General features: G+C 63.9%; 18 protein-coding genes. 6 read left to right on the forward strand and 12 right to left on the reverse strand.

What is annotated here, in order from left to right; translation table 11 throughout:
• The 7 genes from ROZ37_RS14020 to ROZ37_RS14050 all read right to left on the reverse strand — a co-directional run bounded on the left by ROZ37_RS14020 (position 1) and on the right by ROZ37_RS14050 (position 7,526).
• The gene (locus ROZ37_RS14020; protein ID WP_312660188.1) at positions 1-945 is read right to left on the reverse strand and encodes a GDP-mannose 4,6-dehydratase; all 945 of its coding nucleotides are present in this window, start codon (positions 943-945) and stop codon (positions 1-3) included.
• Positions 932-1,966 carry a GDP-mannose 4,6-dehydratase gene (gene gmd / locus ROZ37_RS14025; protein ID WP_312660190.1) on the reverse strand — a complete coding sequence of 345 codons (1,035 nt, stop codon included), beginning with the start codon at positions 1,964-1,966 and terminating at the stop codon, positions 932-934. Before gmd ends, ROZ37_RS14020 begins: the two co-directional genes overlap by 14 nt.
• 29 nt (positions 1,967-1,995) lie before the next feature.
• Positions 1,996-3,276 carry a nucleotide sugar dehydrogenase gene (locus tag ROZ37_RS14030; protein WP_312660191.1) on the reverse strand — a complete coding sequence of 427 codons (1,281 nt, stop codon included), beginning with the start codon at positions 3,274-3,276 and terminating at the stop codon, positions 1,996-1,998.
• 16 nt (positions 3,277-3,292) lie between these two features.
• Positions 3,293-4,420, reverse strand: a complete 1,128-nt coding sequence (gene wecB, locus ROZ37_RS14035; protein ID WP_312660192.1) for a non-hydrolyzing UDP-N-acetylglucosamine 2-epimerase — start codon at positions 4,418-4,420, stop codon at positions 3,293-3,295.
• Positions 4,421-4,777: 357 nt separating this feature from the next.
• Positions 4,778-5,374 carry a GNVR domain-containing protein gene (locus ROZ37_RS14040; protein WP_312660193.1) on the reverse strand — a complete coding sequence of 199 codons (597 nt, stop codon included), beginning with the start codon at positions 5,372-5,374 and terminating at the stop codon, positions 4,778-4,780.
• Positions 5,375-5,411: 37 nt separating this feature from the next.
• Positions 5,412-6,296 (reverse strand): Wzz/FepE/Etk N-terminal domain-containing protein, encoded by an 885-nt coding sequence (locus ROZ37_RS14045; protein WP_312660194.1) that lies wholly within the window; start codon positions 6,294-6,296, stop codon positions 5,412-5,414.
• A 222-nt stretch (positions 6,297-6,518) separates the two neighbouring features.
• Positions 6,519-7,526, reverse strand: coding sequence for an NAD-dependent epimerase (locus tag ROZ37_RS14050; protein ID WP_312660195.1), 1,008 nt, complete (start codon positions 7,524-7,526; stop codon positions 6,519-6,521).
• 136 nt (positions 7,527-7,662) lie between these two features.
• Between ROZ37_RS14050 and waaA the strand changes: the two genes are divergently transcribed.
• A complete protein-coding gene (gene waaA, locus ROZ37_RS14055; protein ID WP_312660196.1) occupies positions 7,663-8,937 on the forward strand; it encodes a lipid IV(A) 3-deoxy-D-manno-octulosonic acid transferase in 1,275 nt (424 codons plus the stop codon).
• 37 nt (positions 8,938-8,974) lie between these two features.
• On the opposite strand, the gene ROZ37_RS14060 is transcribed toward waaA, so the two are convergent.
• From ROZ37_RS14060 to ROZ37_RS14080, 5 genes are all read right to left on the reverse strand, one after another.
• The gene (locus tag ROZ37_RS14060; protein WP_312660198.1) at positions 8,975-10,333 is read right to left on the reverse strand and encodes a TolC family outer membrane protein; all 1,359 of its coding nucleotides are present in this window, start codon (positions 10,331-10,333) and stop codon (positions 8,975-8,977) included.
• 16 nt (positions 10,334-10,349) lie between these two features.
• On the reverse strand, positions 10,350-10,670 hold the full coding sequence (locus tag ROZ37_RS14065; RefSeq protein ID WP_312660199.1) for a rhodanese-like domain-containing protein: 321 nt from the start codon (positions 10,668-10,670) through the stop codon (positions 10,350-10,352).
• A gap of 65 nt (positions 10,671-10,735) precedes the next feature.
• Complete coding sequence (locus tag ROZ37_RS14070; RefSeq protein WP_312660200.1) at positions 10,736-11,389, reverse strand: protein-L-isoaspartate O-methyltransferase; 654 nt, start codon at positions 11,387-11,389, stop codon at positions 10,736-10,738.
• A gap of 115 nt (positions 11,390-11,504) precedes the next feature.
• Positions 11,505-14,696: an efflux RND transporter permease subunit gene (locus ROZ37_RS14075; RefSeq protein WP_312660201.1), complete on the reverse strand. Its 3,192-nt coding sequence runs from the start codon at positions 14,694-14,696 to the stop codon at positions 11,505-11,507.
• Positions 14,693-15,793, reverse strand: coding sequence for an efflux RND transporter periplasmic adaptor subunit (locus tag ROZ37_RS14080; RefSeq protein WP_312660202.1), 1,101 nt, complete (start codon positions 15,791-15,793; stop codon positions 14,693-14,695). Before ROZ37_RS14080 ends, ROZ37_RS14075 begins: the two co-directional genes overlap by 4 nt.
• A gap of 522 nt (positions 15,794-16,315) precedes the next feature.
• Here ROZ37_RS14080 and ROZ37_RS14085 point away from each other — a divergent pair.
• From ROZ37_RS14085 to ROZ37_RS14105, 5 genes are all read left to right on the forward strand, one after another.
• Positions 16,316-16,600: a hypothetical protein gene (locus ROZ37_RS14085; protein ID WP_312660204.1), complete on the forward strand. Its 285-nt coding sequence runs from the start codon at positions 16,316-16,318 to the stop codon at positions 16,598-16,600.
• A 63-nt stretch (positions 16,601-16,663) separates the two neighbouring features.
• Positions 16,664-16,930, forward strand: a complete 267-nt coding sequence (locus tag ROZ37_RS14090) for a hypothetical protein (protein ID WP_312660206.1) — start codon at positions 16,664-16,666, stop codon at positions 16,928-16,930.
• Positions 16,931-17,054: 124 nt separating this feature from the next.
• The gene (locus ROZ37_RS14095; RefSeq protein ID WP_312660207.1) at positions 17,055-17,255 is read left to right on the forward strand and encodes a hypothetical protein; all 201 of its coding nucleotides are present in this window, start codon (positions 17,055-17,057) and stop codon (positions 17,253-17,255) included.
• A 252-nt stretch (positions 17,256-17,507) separates the two neighbouring features.
• Positions 17,508-17,810 carry a hypothetical protein gene (locus ROZ37_RS14100; protein WP_312660209.1) on the forward strand — a complete coding sequence of 101 codons (303 nt, stop codon included), beginning with the start codon at positions 17,508-17,510 and terminating at the stop codon, positions 17,808-17,810.
• Between the two features lie 50 nt (positions 17,811-17,860).
• Positions 17,861-18,625: a protein phosphatase 2C domain-containing protein gene (locus ROZ37_RS14105; protein ID WP_312660210.1), complete on the forward strand. Its 765-nt coding sequence runs from the start codon at positions 17,861-17,863 to the stop codon at positions 18,623-18,625.
• Positions 18,626-18,648 lie beyond the last annotated feature (23 nt).

Raw genomic sequence — 18,648 nt, forward strand, 5'->3', positions numbered from 1 at the left:
TCAGTTCCTCAAATTCGAGGCACAGGAAATAGCAGGTCCCTGCTCACCAAATGCGTTGTACATCGACACCAGGGTTTCGCGAAGTGGAATAGGGTCAATTGGCCCGACCCGTTCGACTAGCCGTGAGGGATCGCCGCATAGATCCTTGATCTCGTCCCGCCGCACGAAGGTCGGATCGATCTCGATCTCGGGGCGGTAACCGGCGACATCAGCCATCAAGTCAAGAACCGAAAGTAGCGTGACGCTACGACCGGAACAGATGTTGAAGGCCTCCGAAACGGCATCGGATATCAGGAGACGCACATAGGCCTCGACAATAAACCGTATGTCGGAAAGATCTCGCGCGACGTCGAGGTTGCCCAGACGCAGAACCGGATCACGTCGCTGAAATGCGGCTACGATTTTGGGAAAAACGAATGCTTCTGATTGTCCCGGGCCCGTATAATTGAACGGCCGTACGATAATAATCGGCATGCGCCCAAACCACTTCATCGCGACCATTTCCATCGCGGCTTTGCTTAACGCGTAGTGATTGACCGGCTTTATCGGATCGGACTCACGGATGGGACTGCGCTGCGCGTTTCCGTAAATATTCGCGCTGCTCGCAAGTATCACTTTTCTGGGCTTTAGGCCAGCCGCTGCGATTGCTTCGAGCAAACTCTCAGTCCCGAGCACGTTTGTTCGGTAAAACGACAAAGGGTCACCGACAACATGCGCAAGTGCCGCAAGATGGACGATGTGGGTCGGCCTCGCGTTCACGAGCCAATCGGCAATCTTTACCGTATCCAGCAGATCCGCATCCAGATGGGCATCTCCGGCATGGAGTCGATGCTGACCAAGTCCGAGCACCTCCCAACCCGCAGCGGCAAGCGAGTGGGACAAGTGTGTGCCGGTGAAGCCTGAAATGCCGGTGATCAGGACCCTACGGTTATCAAGAAAATCCACGTTTCACCCTTCGCATGTCGGCATCGACCATCGAATGACATAGTTCTTCGAGAGTAGTCTTCGGGGACCAGCCGAGCTCTCGAAGCGCGAGACTCGGATCACCAATCAGTAGTTCGACTTCGGCCGGACGATAAAAGCGAGGATTGACTTGAACGCGCTGAGTGCCGCTTCGAACATCGATACCAATCTCATCGACACCGGAGCCGGACCATTCGATTTTCATTCCTGCAGCCTGAAAACTCATCGTCACGAAATCGCGGACTGTCTCAGAGCGGTTGGTCGCAAGAACATATGTGCCAGGTCGATCAGCCTGCAGCATGCGATACATGCCCTCTACATATTCCTTGGCAAATCCCCAGTCCCGGCGGGCATCGAGATTACCGAGTTCGAGATGCTCAAGCTTTCCTTGCGCGATCCTTGCGACGGCATCGGTAATCTTGCGCGTCACAAATTCCTTACCGCGCAGCGGAGACTCATGATTGAACAAGATACCGCTGGTCGCAAAGAGACCATATGCCTCACGGTAGTTAACAGTTGACCAGTGCGCAAAGAGTTTAGCCACGCCATACGGGCTACGGGGATAGAACGGCGTGCTTTCGCGTTGCGGAACTTCTTGTACCAGTCCGAACATTTCTGACGTAGAGGCTTGGTAGAAACGGACGTTTCGATTCACGATTCGAATCGCCTCTAGTAGGTTCAGGGCACCCACCCCAGTAATCTGCGCCGTCGTCATGGGTTGATCGAAGGAAACGCCCACATAGCTCTGAGCCGCAAGGTTGTACACCTCTGCGACGTCAATGCGTTGCAGGAGGCGGATAATGCCGGAGGGGTCCGTCAAATCGAATTCAACAAGTTCAAGATCGGGATGGTGAGTAATCCCCAACTCATCAAGACGCCAGAAGTTAACGGAGCTCGTTCTGCGATAGGTTCCGAAAACCTTGTATCCCTTACCAAGGAGCAATTCGCTCAGGTAGGCGCCGTCTTGACCGGTTATACCGGTGATCAGTGCTCGTTTCTGCATAGTAACTGTGTATCAATGCCGGTAGCTAATTAGAGACGCCAGGCAGGAATTCCTGCTTGCTGCAATTCTTCGGACGGAAGAGCCCCTTTTACGTCGATGACCACTCCAGCGCGCAACAACTTGTTCGACAGCGCGGTCACGCTCAACTGTGCGTACTCCTTGTGGTTCACGGCCGCAACGATAGCCGAGGCCTTCGGCAGGTCATTCCAAGGCGTAAGGCTCACTCCGTATTCGTGCTCGGCTTCGGAGCCCTCGGCGATCGGGTCGTGCACGTGCACGCTTACCCCGTACGTCTGAAGTTCACGAATGACGTCGATTACCTTGCTGTTACGTAGGTCGGGACAGTTTTCCTTGAAGGTGAGTCCGAGCACAATGACATCGGCGCCCCTGACCGGGAGGTCGTTAACTATCATCTGCTTGATCGTCTGCTCAGCTATGTACTTGCCCATGCTGTCGTTAATCCGACGACCGGCGAGAATGACTTGGGGGTGGTAACCAAGCATCTCCGCTTTGTGTGTCAAGTAATACGGATCGACGCCGATGCAGTGTCCGCCAACCAGCCCCGGGCGGAAGGGCAGAAAATTCCACTTCGTGCCGGCTGCCTTAAGAACTTCGAGCGTATCGATGCCGATGCTGTGGAAGATCACCGCCAATTCGTTCATCAGCGCGATGTTCAAATCGCGCTGTGTATTCTCGATCACCTTGGCGGCCTCAGCGATCTTGATGCTTGATGCTGGATATACGCCGGCATCAATGATTGATTCGTACAGTCCCTTCATCTTCTCGAGCGTTTCTGGTGTGTCGCCCGAAACAACCTTCACGATCTTGGTGAGCGTACGCTCTTTGTCCCCAGGGTTGATACGCTCCGGACTGTAGCCAACGAAGAAGTCCCGTTTCCATTTTAGCCCGGAGTACTTCTCGATAACCGGAATGCAAACTTCTTCGGTCGCCCCCGGGTAGACGGTGGATTCGAACACGACCACCGCTCCACGCTTGATGTGTTTGCCGACCGATTCTGAGGATTTTACTAGAGGTGCAAAATCAGGCTGATGAGCGTAGTCCACCGGTGTGGGAACAGCAACGACGATGAAATCAGCCTCGCGCAGGACTTCAGGGTTCGTCTGACACGACAGCAGCATTGCAGCGCGCAAATCATCCGACGACACTTCGCCGGTCGGGTCATGGAAGTCGCGGTAGGCGGCAACCTTCTGTTCGGAGAGATCAATACCGAAGGTCCGATACTTCTTGCCGAACTCCACGGCTAAGGGCAAGCCCACATAGCCAAGTCCAATGACTGCAATGGTGGTCATGATAGTGTTATCCGAATCAGATGACGCCGAGTTCACGGACCAGCGTGGAGACAATTCGCTCAGCGGCCCGACCGTCCCAGAGCTTTGGGCGTCGCCCACACTTGCCGCGCCCCGCCAGCACAGCACGTGCCTCGCGAAGAATTGCGTGCGGGTTGGTGCCAACGAGCACGTTGGTGCCCTCGTCAAGAGTGATCGGCCGCTCGGTATTCTCGCGCAGTGTGAGGCATGGCACGCCGAGCACGGTCGTTTCTTCCTGGAGCCCTCCGCTGTCGGTCAGCACGACACCTGCATCCTTCCACAAGTTCAGAAATGACATATAGGGCTGCGGACCGACCAGCGTAATGCGCGCTCCAAGGTCAATTCCAAAGCGCTCAAGGTTGCTCCGTGTGCGAGGATGCACCGGAAAAATTAACGGCAGCTCCCGCGAAAATTCCCGTAGCGCCCCGCCGATTGCAGAGAAGGTACTACCGTCATCCACATTGCTTGGTCTATGTAGCGTAATGACGCCGTATCGCCCTCGTCCGTAGAGCTCCTTAAATTCCGCCACTTCACAAGGCGCGGAATAACTCACCACGGGAGACTGGGCGGCCTGATAGAGAACGTTGTCGGCCATCACGTGGCCCACATGATGAACGGCCGACAAACTCTTGCCTTCTCGAACCAAGTGCTCGACACCCGATGGTTCAGTGACGAAAAACAAGTCCGAGATAGCATCGGTCACCAGACGATTGATTTCCTCGGGCATAGAGCGGTCGCCGCTACGTAAGCCCGCCTCCACATGGGCAACGGGGATCTGCAGTTTCTTGGCGACGATAGCGCAGGCGAGAGTCGAATTGACATCCCCGACGACTAAGACACAATCAGGTTTGCGCTCTAGGCATAGCGCCTCGAAGCCCACCATAACCTTTGCCGTCTGTTCGGCGTGGGAACCGCCGCCGCACCCCATGAAAACGTCGGGCTTAGGGATTCCTAACTCCTCAAAAAACACGTCATTCATGTCGCGATCGTAGTGCTGACCTGTGTGAATCAATTGCCAACCGAGGCGCCCATCCGCGCGCAGAGCGCGAACGAGCGGAGCGATCTTCATGAAGTTAGGACGAGCACCCGCTACTAGAAAAATAGATTTCACGTCATTCAGGCTCATTATTCAGGCGCATACGCCTCGGGGTAAGTGATTGTTCGAGCACGGGCAGCCGCATGGGCGGCAACGATACCGACGAACATGTCCAAATCGACGTTACGCTCACAAACGTCCCCATTGCCCCCCGGGTATGGGTGGTGCGGGTAGTTGCCGCACGATCTTCAGTCGCAGCCTTTAGTTCGGCAATACGAGCTGCGGTTCGCGCGCGCGACATAACCCTCCTAAAGGACGACAACGCACGCAGAATTGTAACCTCGTATTCGCGCTCTCTGAACCGATCGACCAGGGAGAGGGAGCGATGCCTTGTCATGACCGACGCCGACGAAGAATCCATATATGCGTATTATTCGGGCCGTTAGGTTAGTCAACGGCAACAGTTTTGGTCAGGGAGGTTCGGTTCCTGAGTCGGCGGACTGAAGCACCTTCGCTCGCTTTCACAAGAAACTCGGCGGCAAAAGCAACCGCGATCCCGCAAATCAAACCGAGAACAACTGCGAGTGCAACGATAAGCGCCTTCTTCGGAGCAACCGGTTTTGCATGAACGAGTATTTCGCCGTCGGCATTGAATACGCGTTCCGATTTCGAATCGAGCTGGATCGAATTCAGCTGCCGCAGGCGCGCCTGAGTATTTCGTAAGTTGACGATGAAAGGATCGCCACTTTCGCGCGCTTTCAGCACGTCCAATTCGGCGCGAAGCAATCTCGTCCCGCGAGCGTAGAGCTGACTCCCGTCCATCCACGGGCACAACTCCTCCTGCTCTGGAAGACGCCCATTCGTGATCTCGGGGTCAGTCAATCCAACTGCCTGTGCGACCTTCAGCGCCTCAGACAACTGCACAAGTCGGTCTTCGCGCTTCGGCGACGCTGTCAAACGAAGCTGCGCAAGATCGCGCCTCGTGTTCCACCCCTCTGAAAGACGGCACGACAGTTCCTCCCGCGCTAACACCCCCATTTTCATTAACGGAACAAGAGCGCACTGTCGCATAAACTCATGACTACGCGTCACGGCGAGCTGATGAATCTGTGGCGCAATCGATAGGAGAACCGCGTCTTTCGCGGGCTTTCGAAAGAAACTCGACAATGAACGCGAGGAGCACACCACCTATCAACCCAAGAACGAGCGCGAGGGTTAAAACAAGCACACGCTTTGGTGCTGCGGCCTTCTCGGGCGCGACGACCTCGCCGAGCAGTTCGGTAGACTGCGTTTGCGGCGGCGTGAGCTTCTGTGCAAGGGCGGGCTTCTCGGCGTCCAAATCGTTCATGGAAACGGAGATTCGGCCCCGCTCCAGCATGATCAGGGAGGCCTGGACGGGATCGCGCGGTTTCAATTGTTCGATCAGACCTGACGCATCATCGAACTGCTGTTGCAAGGCGACCCGCTGCGCATCGAGATTTTGAATGCGCTCGTTCATGAGGCGAAGATTTGCGCGGAAGGTCTGATCGTGTGTCTTCTGTACTTCGGTGAAGACACGCGCTAGCAGCGCCACGGCATCAGCGGGGCTGTCCGCCTCCGCGACAAGTTCGACCGTAGCCGGAATGCTTTTCGGCACTGAAGCCTGCTTCAGAAACGGCCGTTCTCGCTTGACCCCGTCGGCGGCGTCTTCACCGTGCATTGCGAGAAGGCGCGATGACAGGACCTCCGGAAGTTCGAATAGACCCGCTCCAGCGACCTGTCCGATGCGTAGTTTGATGCGCGCTTCATAAACTGGGGTTTTCACCAGCAGATAGCCGACTGCGCCTCCCATGCATATGGCAAGCGCCGACAATACCCACAGCTTGCGCCGGACAAGAATGACCCATAGCTCAAGCAAGCTGATTTCGTCGTTGTCTATCACGGAGGGCTGGTCAGCCCGCAGGGCGGAGTTCGAGGGATGATTCATGGTTGTCACGGGTGGCTCGAAAGATGCAAACTTCAGAACGACCCGGGGAAAGCCTCAACCATCCGCAACCGCCTGAAAAGCCGCAGAATTATCGCACGGTGCCCGTCACGCTCGGAACTGAACGAAAGTAATAGCCTGTTGCGGGGCTAACTTCAGCACTTGACAAACGGCGGCTGAGCCTGACCCTGAGCCCTCGCGATCGATCTCGAATTCAGTAAGCAATTAAAGGCCGTAATACCCCCGATACCACTCCACAAACCTCCCCACCCCCTCCCTCACGCTCGTCCCAGGCTTGAACCCCGTCCACGCATTCAGCTCCGCCGTCTCGGCATACGTCGCCGGCACATCCCCGTCCTGCAGCGGCAGGAAGTTCTTCTCCGCTTTCTTCCCGAGCGCGTCTTCGATCGCTTCGACGAAGTCCATCAGCGGCATGGGGTCGTGGTTGCCGATGTTGAAGACGCGGTAGGGCGCGTTGCTGCGGGCGGGATCAGGTTCTAGGGGGTTGAAGGCGGGGTCGGGGGCGGCGGTTCGGTCCAGGGTGCGGACCACGCCTTCGACGATGTCGTCGATGTAGGTGAAGTCGCGCTTCATCTTGCCGTGGTTGAAGACGTCGATCGGACGGCCTTCAAGAATGGCTTTCGTGAACAGGAACAGCGCCATGTCCGGCCGGCCCCACGGGCCGTAGACGGTGAAGAAGCGCAGGCCGGTCGTCGGCAGGCCGTAGAGGTGGCTGTAGGTGTGGGCCATCAGCTCGTTGGCCTTCTTCGTCGCCGCGTAGATGCTGACCGGGTGATCGACGCTGTGGTGCTCGGAGAACGGCATCAGCGTGTTGCCGCCGTAGACGCTGGAGCTGCTCGCGTAGACGAGGTGCTCGACGCTATTGTGACGGCAGCCTTCGAGGATGTTCATGAAGCCGACGAGGTTGCTTTCGACGTAGGCGTGCGGGTTCTGCAGCGAATAGCGCACGCCGGCTTGCGCGGCGAGGTGGATGACGCGGTCGAACCATTCCTCGGCGAACAGGCGCTCGACTCCCGGCCGGTCGGCGACGTCGAGTTTTACGAAGCGAAAGCGCTTGTGCGGCGTGAGGCGCGCGAGGCGCGCCTCTTTGAGGCGGGGATCGTAATAATCATTCAGGTTATCCAGGCCGACGACTTCGTCGCCCCGCGCTAGCAAGACCTGACACGTGTGCATGCCGATGAAGCCGGCTGCGCCTGTTACGAGTATTTTCATTTGCCATCCCGCCGATCCGGATCGAATGGCGAAATTATCGCATGGCGAATTCGGCTGCCGCCCGGCATATCTTCGGTTACAAAAAACCGCCTCATGCTGCCGGCTATACTTGCGTCCCGCCTTTCGACGACCGCCGATGATCGCCCGTCTGCTCTACACCTTGCTCTGGATTTTTGCGCTGCCGGCCGTGCTGTTGCGCCTAGTGTGGCGGGCGCGGCGGCAGCCGGAGTATTTGCAGCATGTGGCCGAGCGCTTCGGGCACTACCGCGTGCGCACGGGCGCGCCGGCATTCTGGGTGCACGCGGTGTCGGTCGGCGAGACGCGCGCGGCCGAGCCTCTGGTGCGTGCGTTGCTCGCGCGCTGGCCGGAACGCCACATCGTGCTGACCCACATGACCCCGACCGGCCGGGCGACCTCGGAGGCCTTGTTCGGCGACGACCCGCGCGTGCTGCGCGTCTATCTGCCGTACGACCTCGGGTTCTTTTCGGCGCGTTTCCTGCGGCATTTCCGGCCGGTCGCGGGGCTGATCCTGGAAACGGAGCTGTGGCCGAATCTGCTCGCGGCGTGCCGTCGTCGCGACGTCCCGGTGCTGCTCGCGAACGCGCGCCTGTCGGAGCGTTCGGCGGCGCGTTATGCACGCTGGCCGACGCTGACCCGGCTCACACTGGGCGCGTTGAGCGCGGTGGGCGCGCAGACCGATGCGGACGCGCGACGGCTTGCCGCGCTGGGCGGTCGCCGCGTCGCCGTCACCGGCAACATCAAGTTCGATATCGCGCCGCCCGATCCGCAGTTGCGGCTCGGCGAAACTTTTCGCGCGCGCTTCGGCGCCCGGCCGGTGATTCTCGCGGCAAGCACGCGCGAAGGTGAGGAGCCGGTGATTCTCGATGCGTTCGCGGCCGCTGCCCCTGCCGACGCACTGCTCACGCTGGTGCCGCGGCATCCGCAGCGCTTCGACGAGGTCGCGGGCTTGGTCGAGGCGCGCGGGTTGCGATTCCAGCGACGCTCGGACGACCGTCGGGTTGATCCGGCCACTCGGGTGTGGCTCGGCGACTCGATGGGCGAGATGTTCGCGTATTACGTTGCGGCGGACGTCGCGCTGATCGGCGGCAGCTGGCTGCCCTTCGGCGGCCAGAACCTGATCGAGGCGTGCGCAGTCGGCACTCCTGTCGTGCTCGGTCCGCACACCTTCAATTTCACGCTCGTCGCCGAACAGGCGGTCGCGGCCGGCGCGGCGCTGCGGGCGAGCGATGTCGCCGAAGGCATGAACGCGGCGATCGCGCTGCTCGCCGACGATGCACGGCGGGAGGAGATGGGCGACGCCGGGCGGCGGTTCGCCGGCGCGCACCGCGGCGCGACGGAACGGACGATGGAGATCCTCGAGAAGATGCTCGGAGACGGGGGCGAGGCGTAGCCGGCGCGGGGTGACGAAGGTCAGACGCGCCCGCCGGCTAACGCTCCGTCCCGAGCTGCGCCGGGGCGAAGCTCGTGGGGTCCTCGGCGAGGAGGCCGTTGATCAGTTGGATGTCTTCTTCGCCGAGGGTGCCTGCGGCGGCTTTCAGGCGCAGTTGCGCGAGCAGCGTGTCGTAGCGGGCGCGGGCGAGCTGGCGCTGGGTGTCGGCGAGCTGGCTTTGCGCGTTCAGCACGTCGATGTTGATGCGCACGCCCACTTCGTAGCCGAGGCGGTTCGCTTCGAGCGCGGAGCGGGATGAGACTTCGGCGGCTTCGAGCGCGCGCACCTGCGCGGTGCCGCTGGTGACGGAGAGATAGGCTTCGCGCGCGGCGAGCGCCGCACTGCGCCGCGCGTCGTCGAGATCAGAGTCGGCCCGCACCCGGAGCGCCGCGGCTTCGCGCTCGCGCGACGACACCGCGCCGCCCTGAAACAACGGGAGATTCATCCGCACGCCGATCGTCTGCGCGTCGGTGTTCGTGCCGCCGCGGATGGCCTGGCTGCTCGAACTGGCGATCCCCGAATTCTGCTCGCCGTAGGTCGCGACGAGATCGACGGTCGGGTAGTGGCCGGCGCGGGCGACCTGAACTTCGCGCTCCGCGATCTCGCGGGTGATCTGCTGGACCTGCACGCCGTAGGCGCCCTGCTCTGCCGCGCCGGCCCACTCGAGAATGCTGTCGGGTTGCGGGCGCGAGAGCGCGACGCCGGTGCGCAGTCCGGCGAGCGGCTGGGGCGGCTTGCCGATGATCTGCGCGAGCGTGTGGCGCCGCACGTCGAGGTCGTTCTGCGCGGCGATTTCCTGCGCGACGGCGAGATCGAAACGCGACTGCGCTTCGTGGACGTCGGTGATCGTCACGGTGCCGACCTCGAAGCTCGTCTTCGCGAGATCGAGTTGCTCGGCGGCGGCGGTGCGCAGTTGCGTCTGCGCATTCAGCACGTCCTGTGAGGTGAGGACGTCGAAGTAGGCTTGGGACACGCGCAGCACGAGATCCTGGCGCGCCTGCCCGAACTGCACGCCGGCGAGCGCCGTCTGCAGTTCGCCCTGCTTGTATTGGACCCAGTTCTGCCAGCGGAACAGCGGCTGCGTCAGTTGCACGCCGTACGAGTTCGTGTTGTAGCGGCGCTTGCCGAAGATATTGCTGTCGGTGTCGTTCCAGATCGTATCGGCTGAGGCGCCGATAACCGGCAGCAGCCCGGCGCGAGCCTGGACGACGCGCTCCTGCCCGGCGTCGAACTGCGCACGGGCCGACGCATAACGCGCGTCGTTCGCCAGCGCGTCCCGATAGACCTCGAGCAGATCCGCGGCCCCGGCCGCGAGCGGAAACAGTCCCGCCGCGAGCGTGGCAATGACGCGCTTCATGCGTTTTCCTTCCGGTTCAGTAACGGGGCATCGCCGGGTCGACCTGCGCGGCCCATGCCGCGACACCGCCCGCGAGGTTGATGACGTTCCGGAAACCCTGGCGTTCGAGAAACATCCCGACCTGGGCGCTGCGTCCGCCGTGATGGCAGACGACCACGGTTTCGGCCTGCGCATCGAGTTCGCCGGCGCGCGCCGGCACCGAGCCCATCGGCATCGGCTGCGAGCCTTCGATGTGGCAGATCTCGAATTCCCACGGCTCGCGCACGTCGAGCAGGACGGGTTTGTCGCCGCCCACGGCGAGCCGCTCGGCAAGTTCGGCAACGGTCATCTGGCGCATGTCAGTCCTCGATCAAGCGTTCCGACTTCCGTCGCCCGTCCGGCTCGCGGGGAAGGGTCGGTCCCTCAGAAACGGAATCCGTCGGGGCGCGGCGCGTTCTTCAGCATCGGCACGACGGTTTCGAAGATGTCTTCGTTCGTGTATTCGGTCTCGCCGACGCGGGTCACGAGCCGCGCTTTCATCACCGGCGCCTCGCCGACGAACGCGAACATGCGGCCGCCGACCTTCAGCTGCGCGAGCAGCGATTCCGACAGCATCGGCAGCCCGCCGGAGACGACGATGACGTCGTACGGCGCACGCTCGCTCCAGCCGGTCGCGGCATCGCCGTCCTCGACGATGACGTTCTGCACGCCGTAACGGTTGAGGTTCTCGGCGGCGAGCTTGACGAGCTCCGGCTCGATGTCGATCGTGCGCACCCAGTCGGTGCAGCTCGCGAGCAGCGCGGCGAAGTAGCCCGTGCCGGCGCCGATTTCGAGCACCGTGTCCGAGCGCTTCAGTTGCAGCGCCTGCAGGATCTTCCCCTCGACGGCCGGCTTGAGCATGACTTGCCCGCAGCCGATCGGGATCTCGATGTCCGCGAACGCGAGGGTCTTGTACGCGGCGGGGACGAATTCCTCGCGCCGGACCGCCATCAGGAGATCGAGCACGTCCTGATCCAGCACCTCCCACGGGCGGATCTGCTGCTCGACCATATTGAAGCGGGCTTGTTCGAAATTCATTTTGGGCTTCCTGAGCAAATATTAGCACACGCTAATAAAGCGCGCGAACAAACAAAAACCTCAGCATTCTATCGCACCTGCACTCGTCCGGATGCGCGCGGGATCGCGTCTGCCCTCACGCTTTCGGCTCCCGCGTGACGTGATGCCACGCCGCGTAGAGCGCCGGCAGGAACAGCATCGTCAGCAGCGTCGCGACGGTGAGCCCGCCCATGATCGCGACCGCCATCGGGCCGAAGAACGCGCTGCACGACAGCGGAATCATCGCGAGGATCGCCGCGGCCGCGGTCAGCGTGATCGGACGGAAACGGCGCACCGTCGATTCGACGATCGCGTCCCAGGTGCTGCGCCCCGCGGCGAGATCCTGGCGGATCTGGTCGACGAGAATCACCGAGTTCCGCATGATCATCCCCGACAGCGCGATCGTGCCGAGCATCGCGACGAAACCGAACGGCTTGTCGAACAGCAGCAGGAACGCGGTGACGCCGATCAGCCCGAGCGGCGCGGTCAGCAGCACCATGAACATCTGCGAGAAGCTACGCAGCTGCAGCATCAGCACCGTCAGCACGACGAGCAGGAAGAGCGGCAGGCCCGCCGCGACCGAGCTGCCGCCCTTCGCACTCTCCTCGACCGAGCCGCCTACCTCGATGCGGTAGCCGAGCGGGATTTTGGCGCGCAGTTCGCCGATTTGGCCGGCGAGTTCGCCCACGACGACCGCGGGCTGCACGTGGCCATACAGGTTCGCGCGCACCGTGATCGTCGGCAGCCGGTTGCGCCGCCAAATCACCCCCTGCTCGAAGCCGTATTCGGGCGTGGCGATCTGCGCGAGCGACACGCTGCGCCCGCTCGCGGTCGGAATCGCGAGGTCGGGCAGCAGCCCGAGATGCACGCGCTCGGATTCGGCGCCGCGCAGCACGACGTCGATCGTCTCGGTGCCTTCGCGGAACTGCGTCACCGCGCGCCCCTGCAGCGACGTGTTCAGCAGGTTCGCGATGTCCTCGCTGGAGAGGCCGACGAGCCGCGCCTTGTCCTGGTCGATCTTCAGGCGCACCCGCTTCGACGGCTCCTCCCAGTCGAGATGCACGTTCGACAGCTCGGGATGCGCGCGCATCGCGGCGGCGACCTCGTGCGCGATGCGCCGCATCTCGTCGAAATCGAGTCCGCTGACGCGGTATTGCACGGGAAAGCCGACCGGCGGACCGTTTTCGAGCCGGTTGACGACGCCGAGCACGCCGTCGGGCGCCTCGACGAAATAGCGCAGCAGCTTCGCCCGCACCGCCTCGCGCGCCGCGGAATCGTTCGCGAGAACGACGAATTGCGCGAAATTCGTCTGCGCGAGCTGCTGGTCGAGCGGCAGATAGAAGCGCGGGCTGCCGCCGCCGAGCCACGCGACGTAGTTCTCGATGCCGTCCTGCTCGCCGAGGAAGGCTTCGAGCCGCTTCACCGCGAGCTCGGTCGCCTCGTGCGACGCGCCTTCGGCGAGGCGCAGGTCGACGAGCAGCTCCGGCCGCGTCGAATCCGGGAAGAACTGCTGTGGCACGAAGCGGCCGAAGACGAAGATCGAACCGACAAACATCAGCACCGTCGCGACGATCACGATCCAGCGGTGGGCGACGCACCAGGTCACGAGCGCGCGAAAACGCGTGTAGAAACGCGTGTGGTAGATCGCGTACTCGTCGTGCACTTCGTGTCCGTACGCGGCGCGCTCAGCGAAGAAGCGCCCGAGCCGCGGCGAGATCCGCGCGCCGACGCGCGCGAGCAGCGACGGCCGGCTGCGCTGCGCACGGAAATCCGGCAGCAGGTGATAGCCGAGGTAGGGCACGAACAGCACGGCGGCGACCCACGACACCAGTAGCGCGATCACCGTCACCTGGAAGATCGAGCGCGTGTATTCGCCGGTCCCGGACGCCGCGGTCGCGATCGGCAGGAAGCCCGCGGCGGTGATGAGCGTGCCCGACAGCATCGGCATCGCGGTCGAGAAATACGCGAAGCTCGCCGCCTTCACGCGCTCCCAATCCTCTTCCATCTTCGTCGCCATCATCTCGACGGCGATGATCGCGTCGTCGACGAGCAGGCCGAGCGCGAGGATCAGCGCGCCGAGCGAGATCTTGTGCAGGCCGATGCCGAACACGTTCATGAACAGGAAGGTGATCGCGAGCACGACCGGGATGATGATCAGCACGACGACGCCGGTGCGAAAACCGAGCGACAGCAGGCTCACCGCCATCACGATGACGACCGCTTCGGCCAGCACCTGGACGAACTCGTTAACCGAGCGGCTGACCGCGTGCGGCTGGTCGGCGACGCGTTCGAGGCTGACGCCGACCGGCAACTGCGCCGTGATCCGCGCGACGGCGTGATCGAGGCGGCGCCCGAGCGCGATGATGTCGCCGCCGGCTCGCATCGACACGCCGACCCCGAGCGCATCCTGCCCCTTGAAGCGCATGCGCTCGCGCGGCGGATCGGCGAAGCCACGCTTCACTTCGGCGACGTCGCCGAGGCGAAACGCGCGGCCTTGCGCGCGGATCACGGTGTCGCGGATCGCGTCGAGGTCGTCGAAAGAGCCGGTCGGCCGCAACCACACGCGCTCGTCGGCGGTCTCGAAGAACCCGGCGCCGCTGACCGCGTTCTGGCCCGCGAGCGCATCGACGAACTCGCGCAGCGACAGCCCGAACGTCGCGAGCTTGGTGTTTGACAACTCGATGTAGACGCGCTCGGGCTGCTCGCCGAAGAGGCTCACCTTCGCGACGTCCGGCACGCGCAGCAGCTCGCCGCGGATCGCCTCCGCGTAACGCTTGAGGTCCGCATAGTGGAGCCCGTCGCCGACGACCGCGAAGATGTTGCCGTAGGTGTCGCCGAACTCGTCGTTGAAGAACGGGCCGACGACGCCCTGCGGCAGCAGGTGGCGGATGTCGCCGATCTTCTTCCTGACCTGGTACCAGACGCCGAGAATGTCGCGCGCGTGCGTCGAATCCTTGGCGATGAAGAACACCATCGATTCGCCCGGTTTCGAATAGCTGCGGATGATGTCCGCCTGCGGGATCTCCTGCAGCTTCTTCTCGATCTCGTCGGTGACCTGCCGCGCGACCTCCTCCGCGCTCGCACCCGGCCACTCGGCGCGCACGATCATCGCCTTGAACGTGAAAGGTGGATCTTCGGACTGCCCGAGCTGCCGGTACGAGAACATCCCGATCACCGTCAGCACGATGATGAAGTACAGCACCAGTGATTGATGCCGTAGCCCCCATTCGGAGATATTGAAGCGGCCGTGGTCGGCGCCACCGTGGCCGGTCCCCGCGTCGCCGCTCATCGGCTCACGTCCAGCGACACGGGGGCGGCCGTGTCCACCGCCCGCACGGTCTCGCCTTCGACGAGTCGATGCACGCCCGCGACGACGACGCGCACGCCGGCGGAAAGGCCTCCGCGGATCCCGACGCCGCCCTCGCGGAACTCGCCCGGCTCGACGCGGACCGGATGTACGGTCGACCTGTCGTCGACGATCCAGACGACGGGCTGCCCGTCGATGCGCGTCAGCGCCGGCAGCGGCAGCACCGCCTGCACGTCCGACGGCGCGGCGAAGGCGACGGTCGCCGTCGCGCCGAGCGACAGCGCGGCGTCGGCGTGCGGGACGCTGACGCGTACCGCGTACGACCGCGTCGTCGGGTCGGCCGCGGGTGCGATTTCCCGCACCGTGCCGGCGTATTCGCGCTGGGGCGCCGACCACAGGCGCACGGTCGCGCCGCTGCCGACCGCGATCGCGGCGACTCGGCTTTCGGGGACGTTGATCGACACTTCGCGCTCGTCGAGCCGCGCGACGCGCGCGACCGCCTGGCCCGCGGCCACGACTTCGCCGGCCTCGGCCGGGGTCGCGACGACGACGCCGTCGCGATCGGCCGCGAGCGACGCGTACTCCGTCTGGTTGCCGGCGCTCGCGGCCTCGGCGCGCGCCTGCCGCAGACGGGCCGCGGCGGCCTGCATCGTGGTGCGCCGGGTGTCGAGCGCCGATTCGCTGATGAAATTGCGTCCGCGCAGGCTCTGGCCACGTTCGAGTTCGGCGCGCGCGAGGGCGAGGTCGGCTTCGGCTGCCGCGACCCGGGACGCCGCGGCGTTCGCGGCGAGGCGAACGTCCTGCGGATCGAGCCGCGCGAGCACGTCACCGCGCCGGACCCGTTCGCCGACATCGACGCTACGCTCCACGATCTTGCCGCCGATCCGGAACGCAAGGTCGGTTTCGTGGCGCGCGCGCACGTCGCCGGTATAGACGTTCAGGGTGGGCACCGCCATCGCCTGCGCCACCGTGTGCACGAGCACCGTCCGGGGCGCCTTTTCCCCGGTCGGGGGCGGCGAGCAGGCCGTTCCCGCGACGATCCATGCGCTCGCGAACAGCAGCGCTCCCGCCTTCTTCATTGATCTTCTCCGCGGTTCTCGCGCCACGCGCACGCCCGTTCGGCACGTGATCGAAAGCGGCTGGGGTATTGGCGACACGCCTGTCATGACGCTCGCGGCGCGTCGCGCCGTTGTGCGTGATGCGGGGAATGGGGCCAGCGGCACGTGCGCCGGGCAGTCGGCCGGTAATTTAGCGTGCGCCCCTGCTCGGTTCAAGGCAGTGCGGGATCGCTCCGCGTGCGGCGGTCGACAGGCGCATGACCAACGCACGCGGAAGCGGAGCGGGAAGCAACGAAACCTGTTGCCTCCGCGCACACAGTCGCGCGGAATCTGTTCGCCGCGACCCGTCAGCGGCGTGCCAAGGCGCTCGCGTGGGTGGGCGACCAGGCCTCGAGAATTCGCCAACACCCCATTCTTTTCAACAACTTATAGATCTACCGATCAGCTTCGAGCAGCGCTGGCACGCTCCCTGCGATAGGTCCGTCGAGCGCACGAAGTGCTCGACGCAAATCCCCAACCCCAGGACGTATCAGGAGAATCGAAATGAAAGCGCTGACCATCACCGACCTGTCCGTGACCGAAGAACTGAGCCGCGCCGCGATGAGCGACGTGCGCGGCGGCATGAGAATGGGCCCCTTCCCGTGGTACGGCTACTCCAACAGCTCCGTGAAGAACTTCTCGTTCGACGCGAAGCAGGAGATCAACCAGGGCCAGAGCGTGCTGACCGACGTCAACACCAACGTCGCCGTGCTCGGCGGCATGGCCTCGCCGTCGGTGCCGGTCACCGCGAAGCAGCACGCCGACATCACGAACAACGTGACGTTCTGATTCCGGACGACGAGGTGGGGGCGTCCGCACCTCCACCGACCCCACCCTTTCAAGGAGTACATCATGTCGTCGATCACGATTCGCGATCTGGCCCACAGCGAGACGCTCGGCAGCAAGGCGATGTCGGACGTCCGTGGTGGCAAGCTCGCCTCCCCCGCGCATTCGCCGTTCGCAAACGTCAACGTCAATGTCGACATCGACCAGACGATCGCGCAGTTCCAACAGATCGAGGTCAACGCCCTCAACAACATCGGCGTCCTCGGCGCGGACCTCGGCTTCAAGCTGGACCTGAACGCGGCGCAAGTCGCGAACGCGGGTTTGACCGTCTAGCCGGCGCAACGACGGGAGCCTCGCGGCTTCCGTCGTCACCGCCGCGGCCCGGACGGGTATCAGCGGTGACCTATACTGAGGCAGGACCGGCCTCACCCCGACCGCACTTTGCGAGGAACAAGCCATGGCCACGATCGTCATCAAGGATCTGCCGGAAAACGTCGACCTCGACCGCGAGGCGATGCGCGCGGTTATCGGCGGGGCGCGGTTGCGCGGCGCGAGTCCGTCGCGTCCGTCGCGTCCGACACGCGCCGCCCGCCCGGCCGCCGCGTCGGGGCGGCAGGACTCGTCGCGGCGACCGTCGCCGAGCGTGCTGTTCAAGTAGCCGGCGATGAAACGGCGCCGCCGTTTCCGCTGAGTCCGTCAGCAAGCTCCAGGCTCGTCGAACGGCGCCTCGCGCAAAGCGGGCTTCGACAAGCTCAGCCCGAACGGTATTTGCCTGCCGGGGACCGATCCGGCGGCCGGGAACGGGATCAGGTGGTCCGGTCAGGACTAAACAGAGGCGCTTCGGCGCCGAGTCCGGCCCGCGCTGCCGCCGGGCGCGCGTGCCGCGAAACGCATTCACAGGAGATCGATCATGGCTTCGATCGCGATCAACGATCTGTCGCTCAGCCGCAACCTCGACCGCGACGCGCTCGCGGCGATCCGCGGCGGCGGCGCACCGTGGGTGTTCGGCTGGATCCGCCCGTACGTGTCCGCGAAGCCGAGCTTCGGCTCCGCGATCAACCTCTACCAGGTCACGAACAACTTCTACGCCGATCAGATGATCAACCAGTTCCAGGTTGTCGACGTCAAGAACTCGGCCCCCGGCTCGACGATCAGTGTCACGCTCGGCGAGAACGCCGACCTCGGCAAGCAGGTGTCCGTGAGTGCGCCGTGATGCCGCCGAGCGTCCCGACCGCGGCGCACGACGGCTGAGCGGCGGCGGCCGTGAGCGGGGGGAACCGCATCCGCTGGCAGTCGGTTGCGCGCTGCCACGTCGGCCTGGTCCGCGAAACCAACGAGGACGCATACCTCGACCGGCCGGAGCGCGGGCTGTGGGCGGTTGCCGACGGCATGGGCGGGCACGAGGCCGGCGATCTCGCGAGCGCGAGCGTCGTTGCCGCGCTCGACGCGCTCCCGCAGTGCGACCGTCCGAGCGACCGCGTCACCGCCGCGCGCGAGGCGTTGCAGCGCGTGAACCGCGAACTGCGCGGCGAAGCGCTCCGGCGGGAAGTGCCGCTCATCGGCAGCACGGTCGTCGCGCTGTTGGACTGCGGCAACTACTGCGCCTACCTGTGGGCGGGCGACAGCCGCCTCTACCTCTACCGCGGCCGCCGGCTGAAGCTGCTGACCCGCGACCACAGCCAGCTCGAGGAGCTGAAGGCCCGCGGCGAGTACAGCGCGGAAGAGGCGGCCGCCGCGCAGAACCTGATCACGCGCGCCGTCGGCGCCGTCGATGCCTTTGAACTCGACGGCGGCGGCGTGCCGGTCGCCGACGGCGACATCTTCCTGCTGTGCAGCGACGGCTTGACGAACCACGTCGGCGACGACGACATCGCCGCCGCGCTCGCGTCGTCCGACTGCCGCGTCGCCGCCGACACCTTGCTCGACCTCGCGCTGAAGGGCGGCGGCCGCGACAACATCTCGATCGTCGTCGTGCGCGCGGACGATCCGTACGGGTCGGACCTGACCGTGCTGAATCCGGCGCTGTGACGGGCGGTGGGCTCCCGCCCTGC

This window comes from Aromatoleum sp., from assembly GCF_032027225.1.
GTDB lineage: Bacteria > Pseudomonadota > Gammaproteobacteria > Burkholderiales > Rhodocyclaceae > Aromatoleum.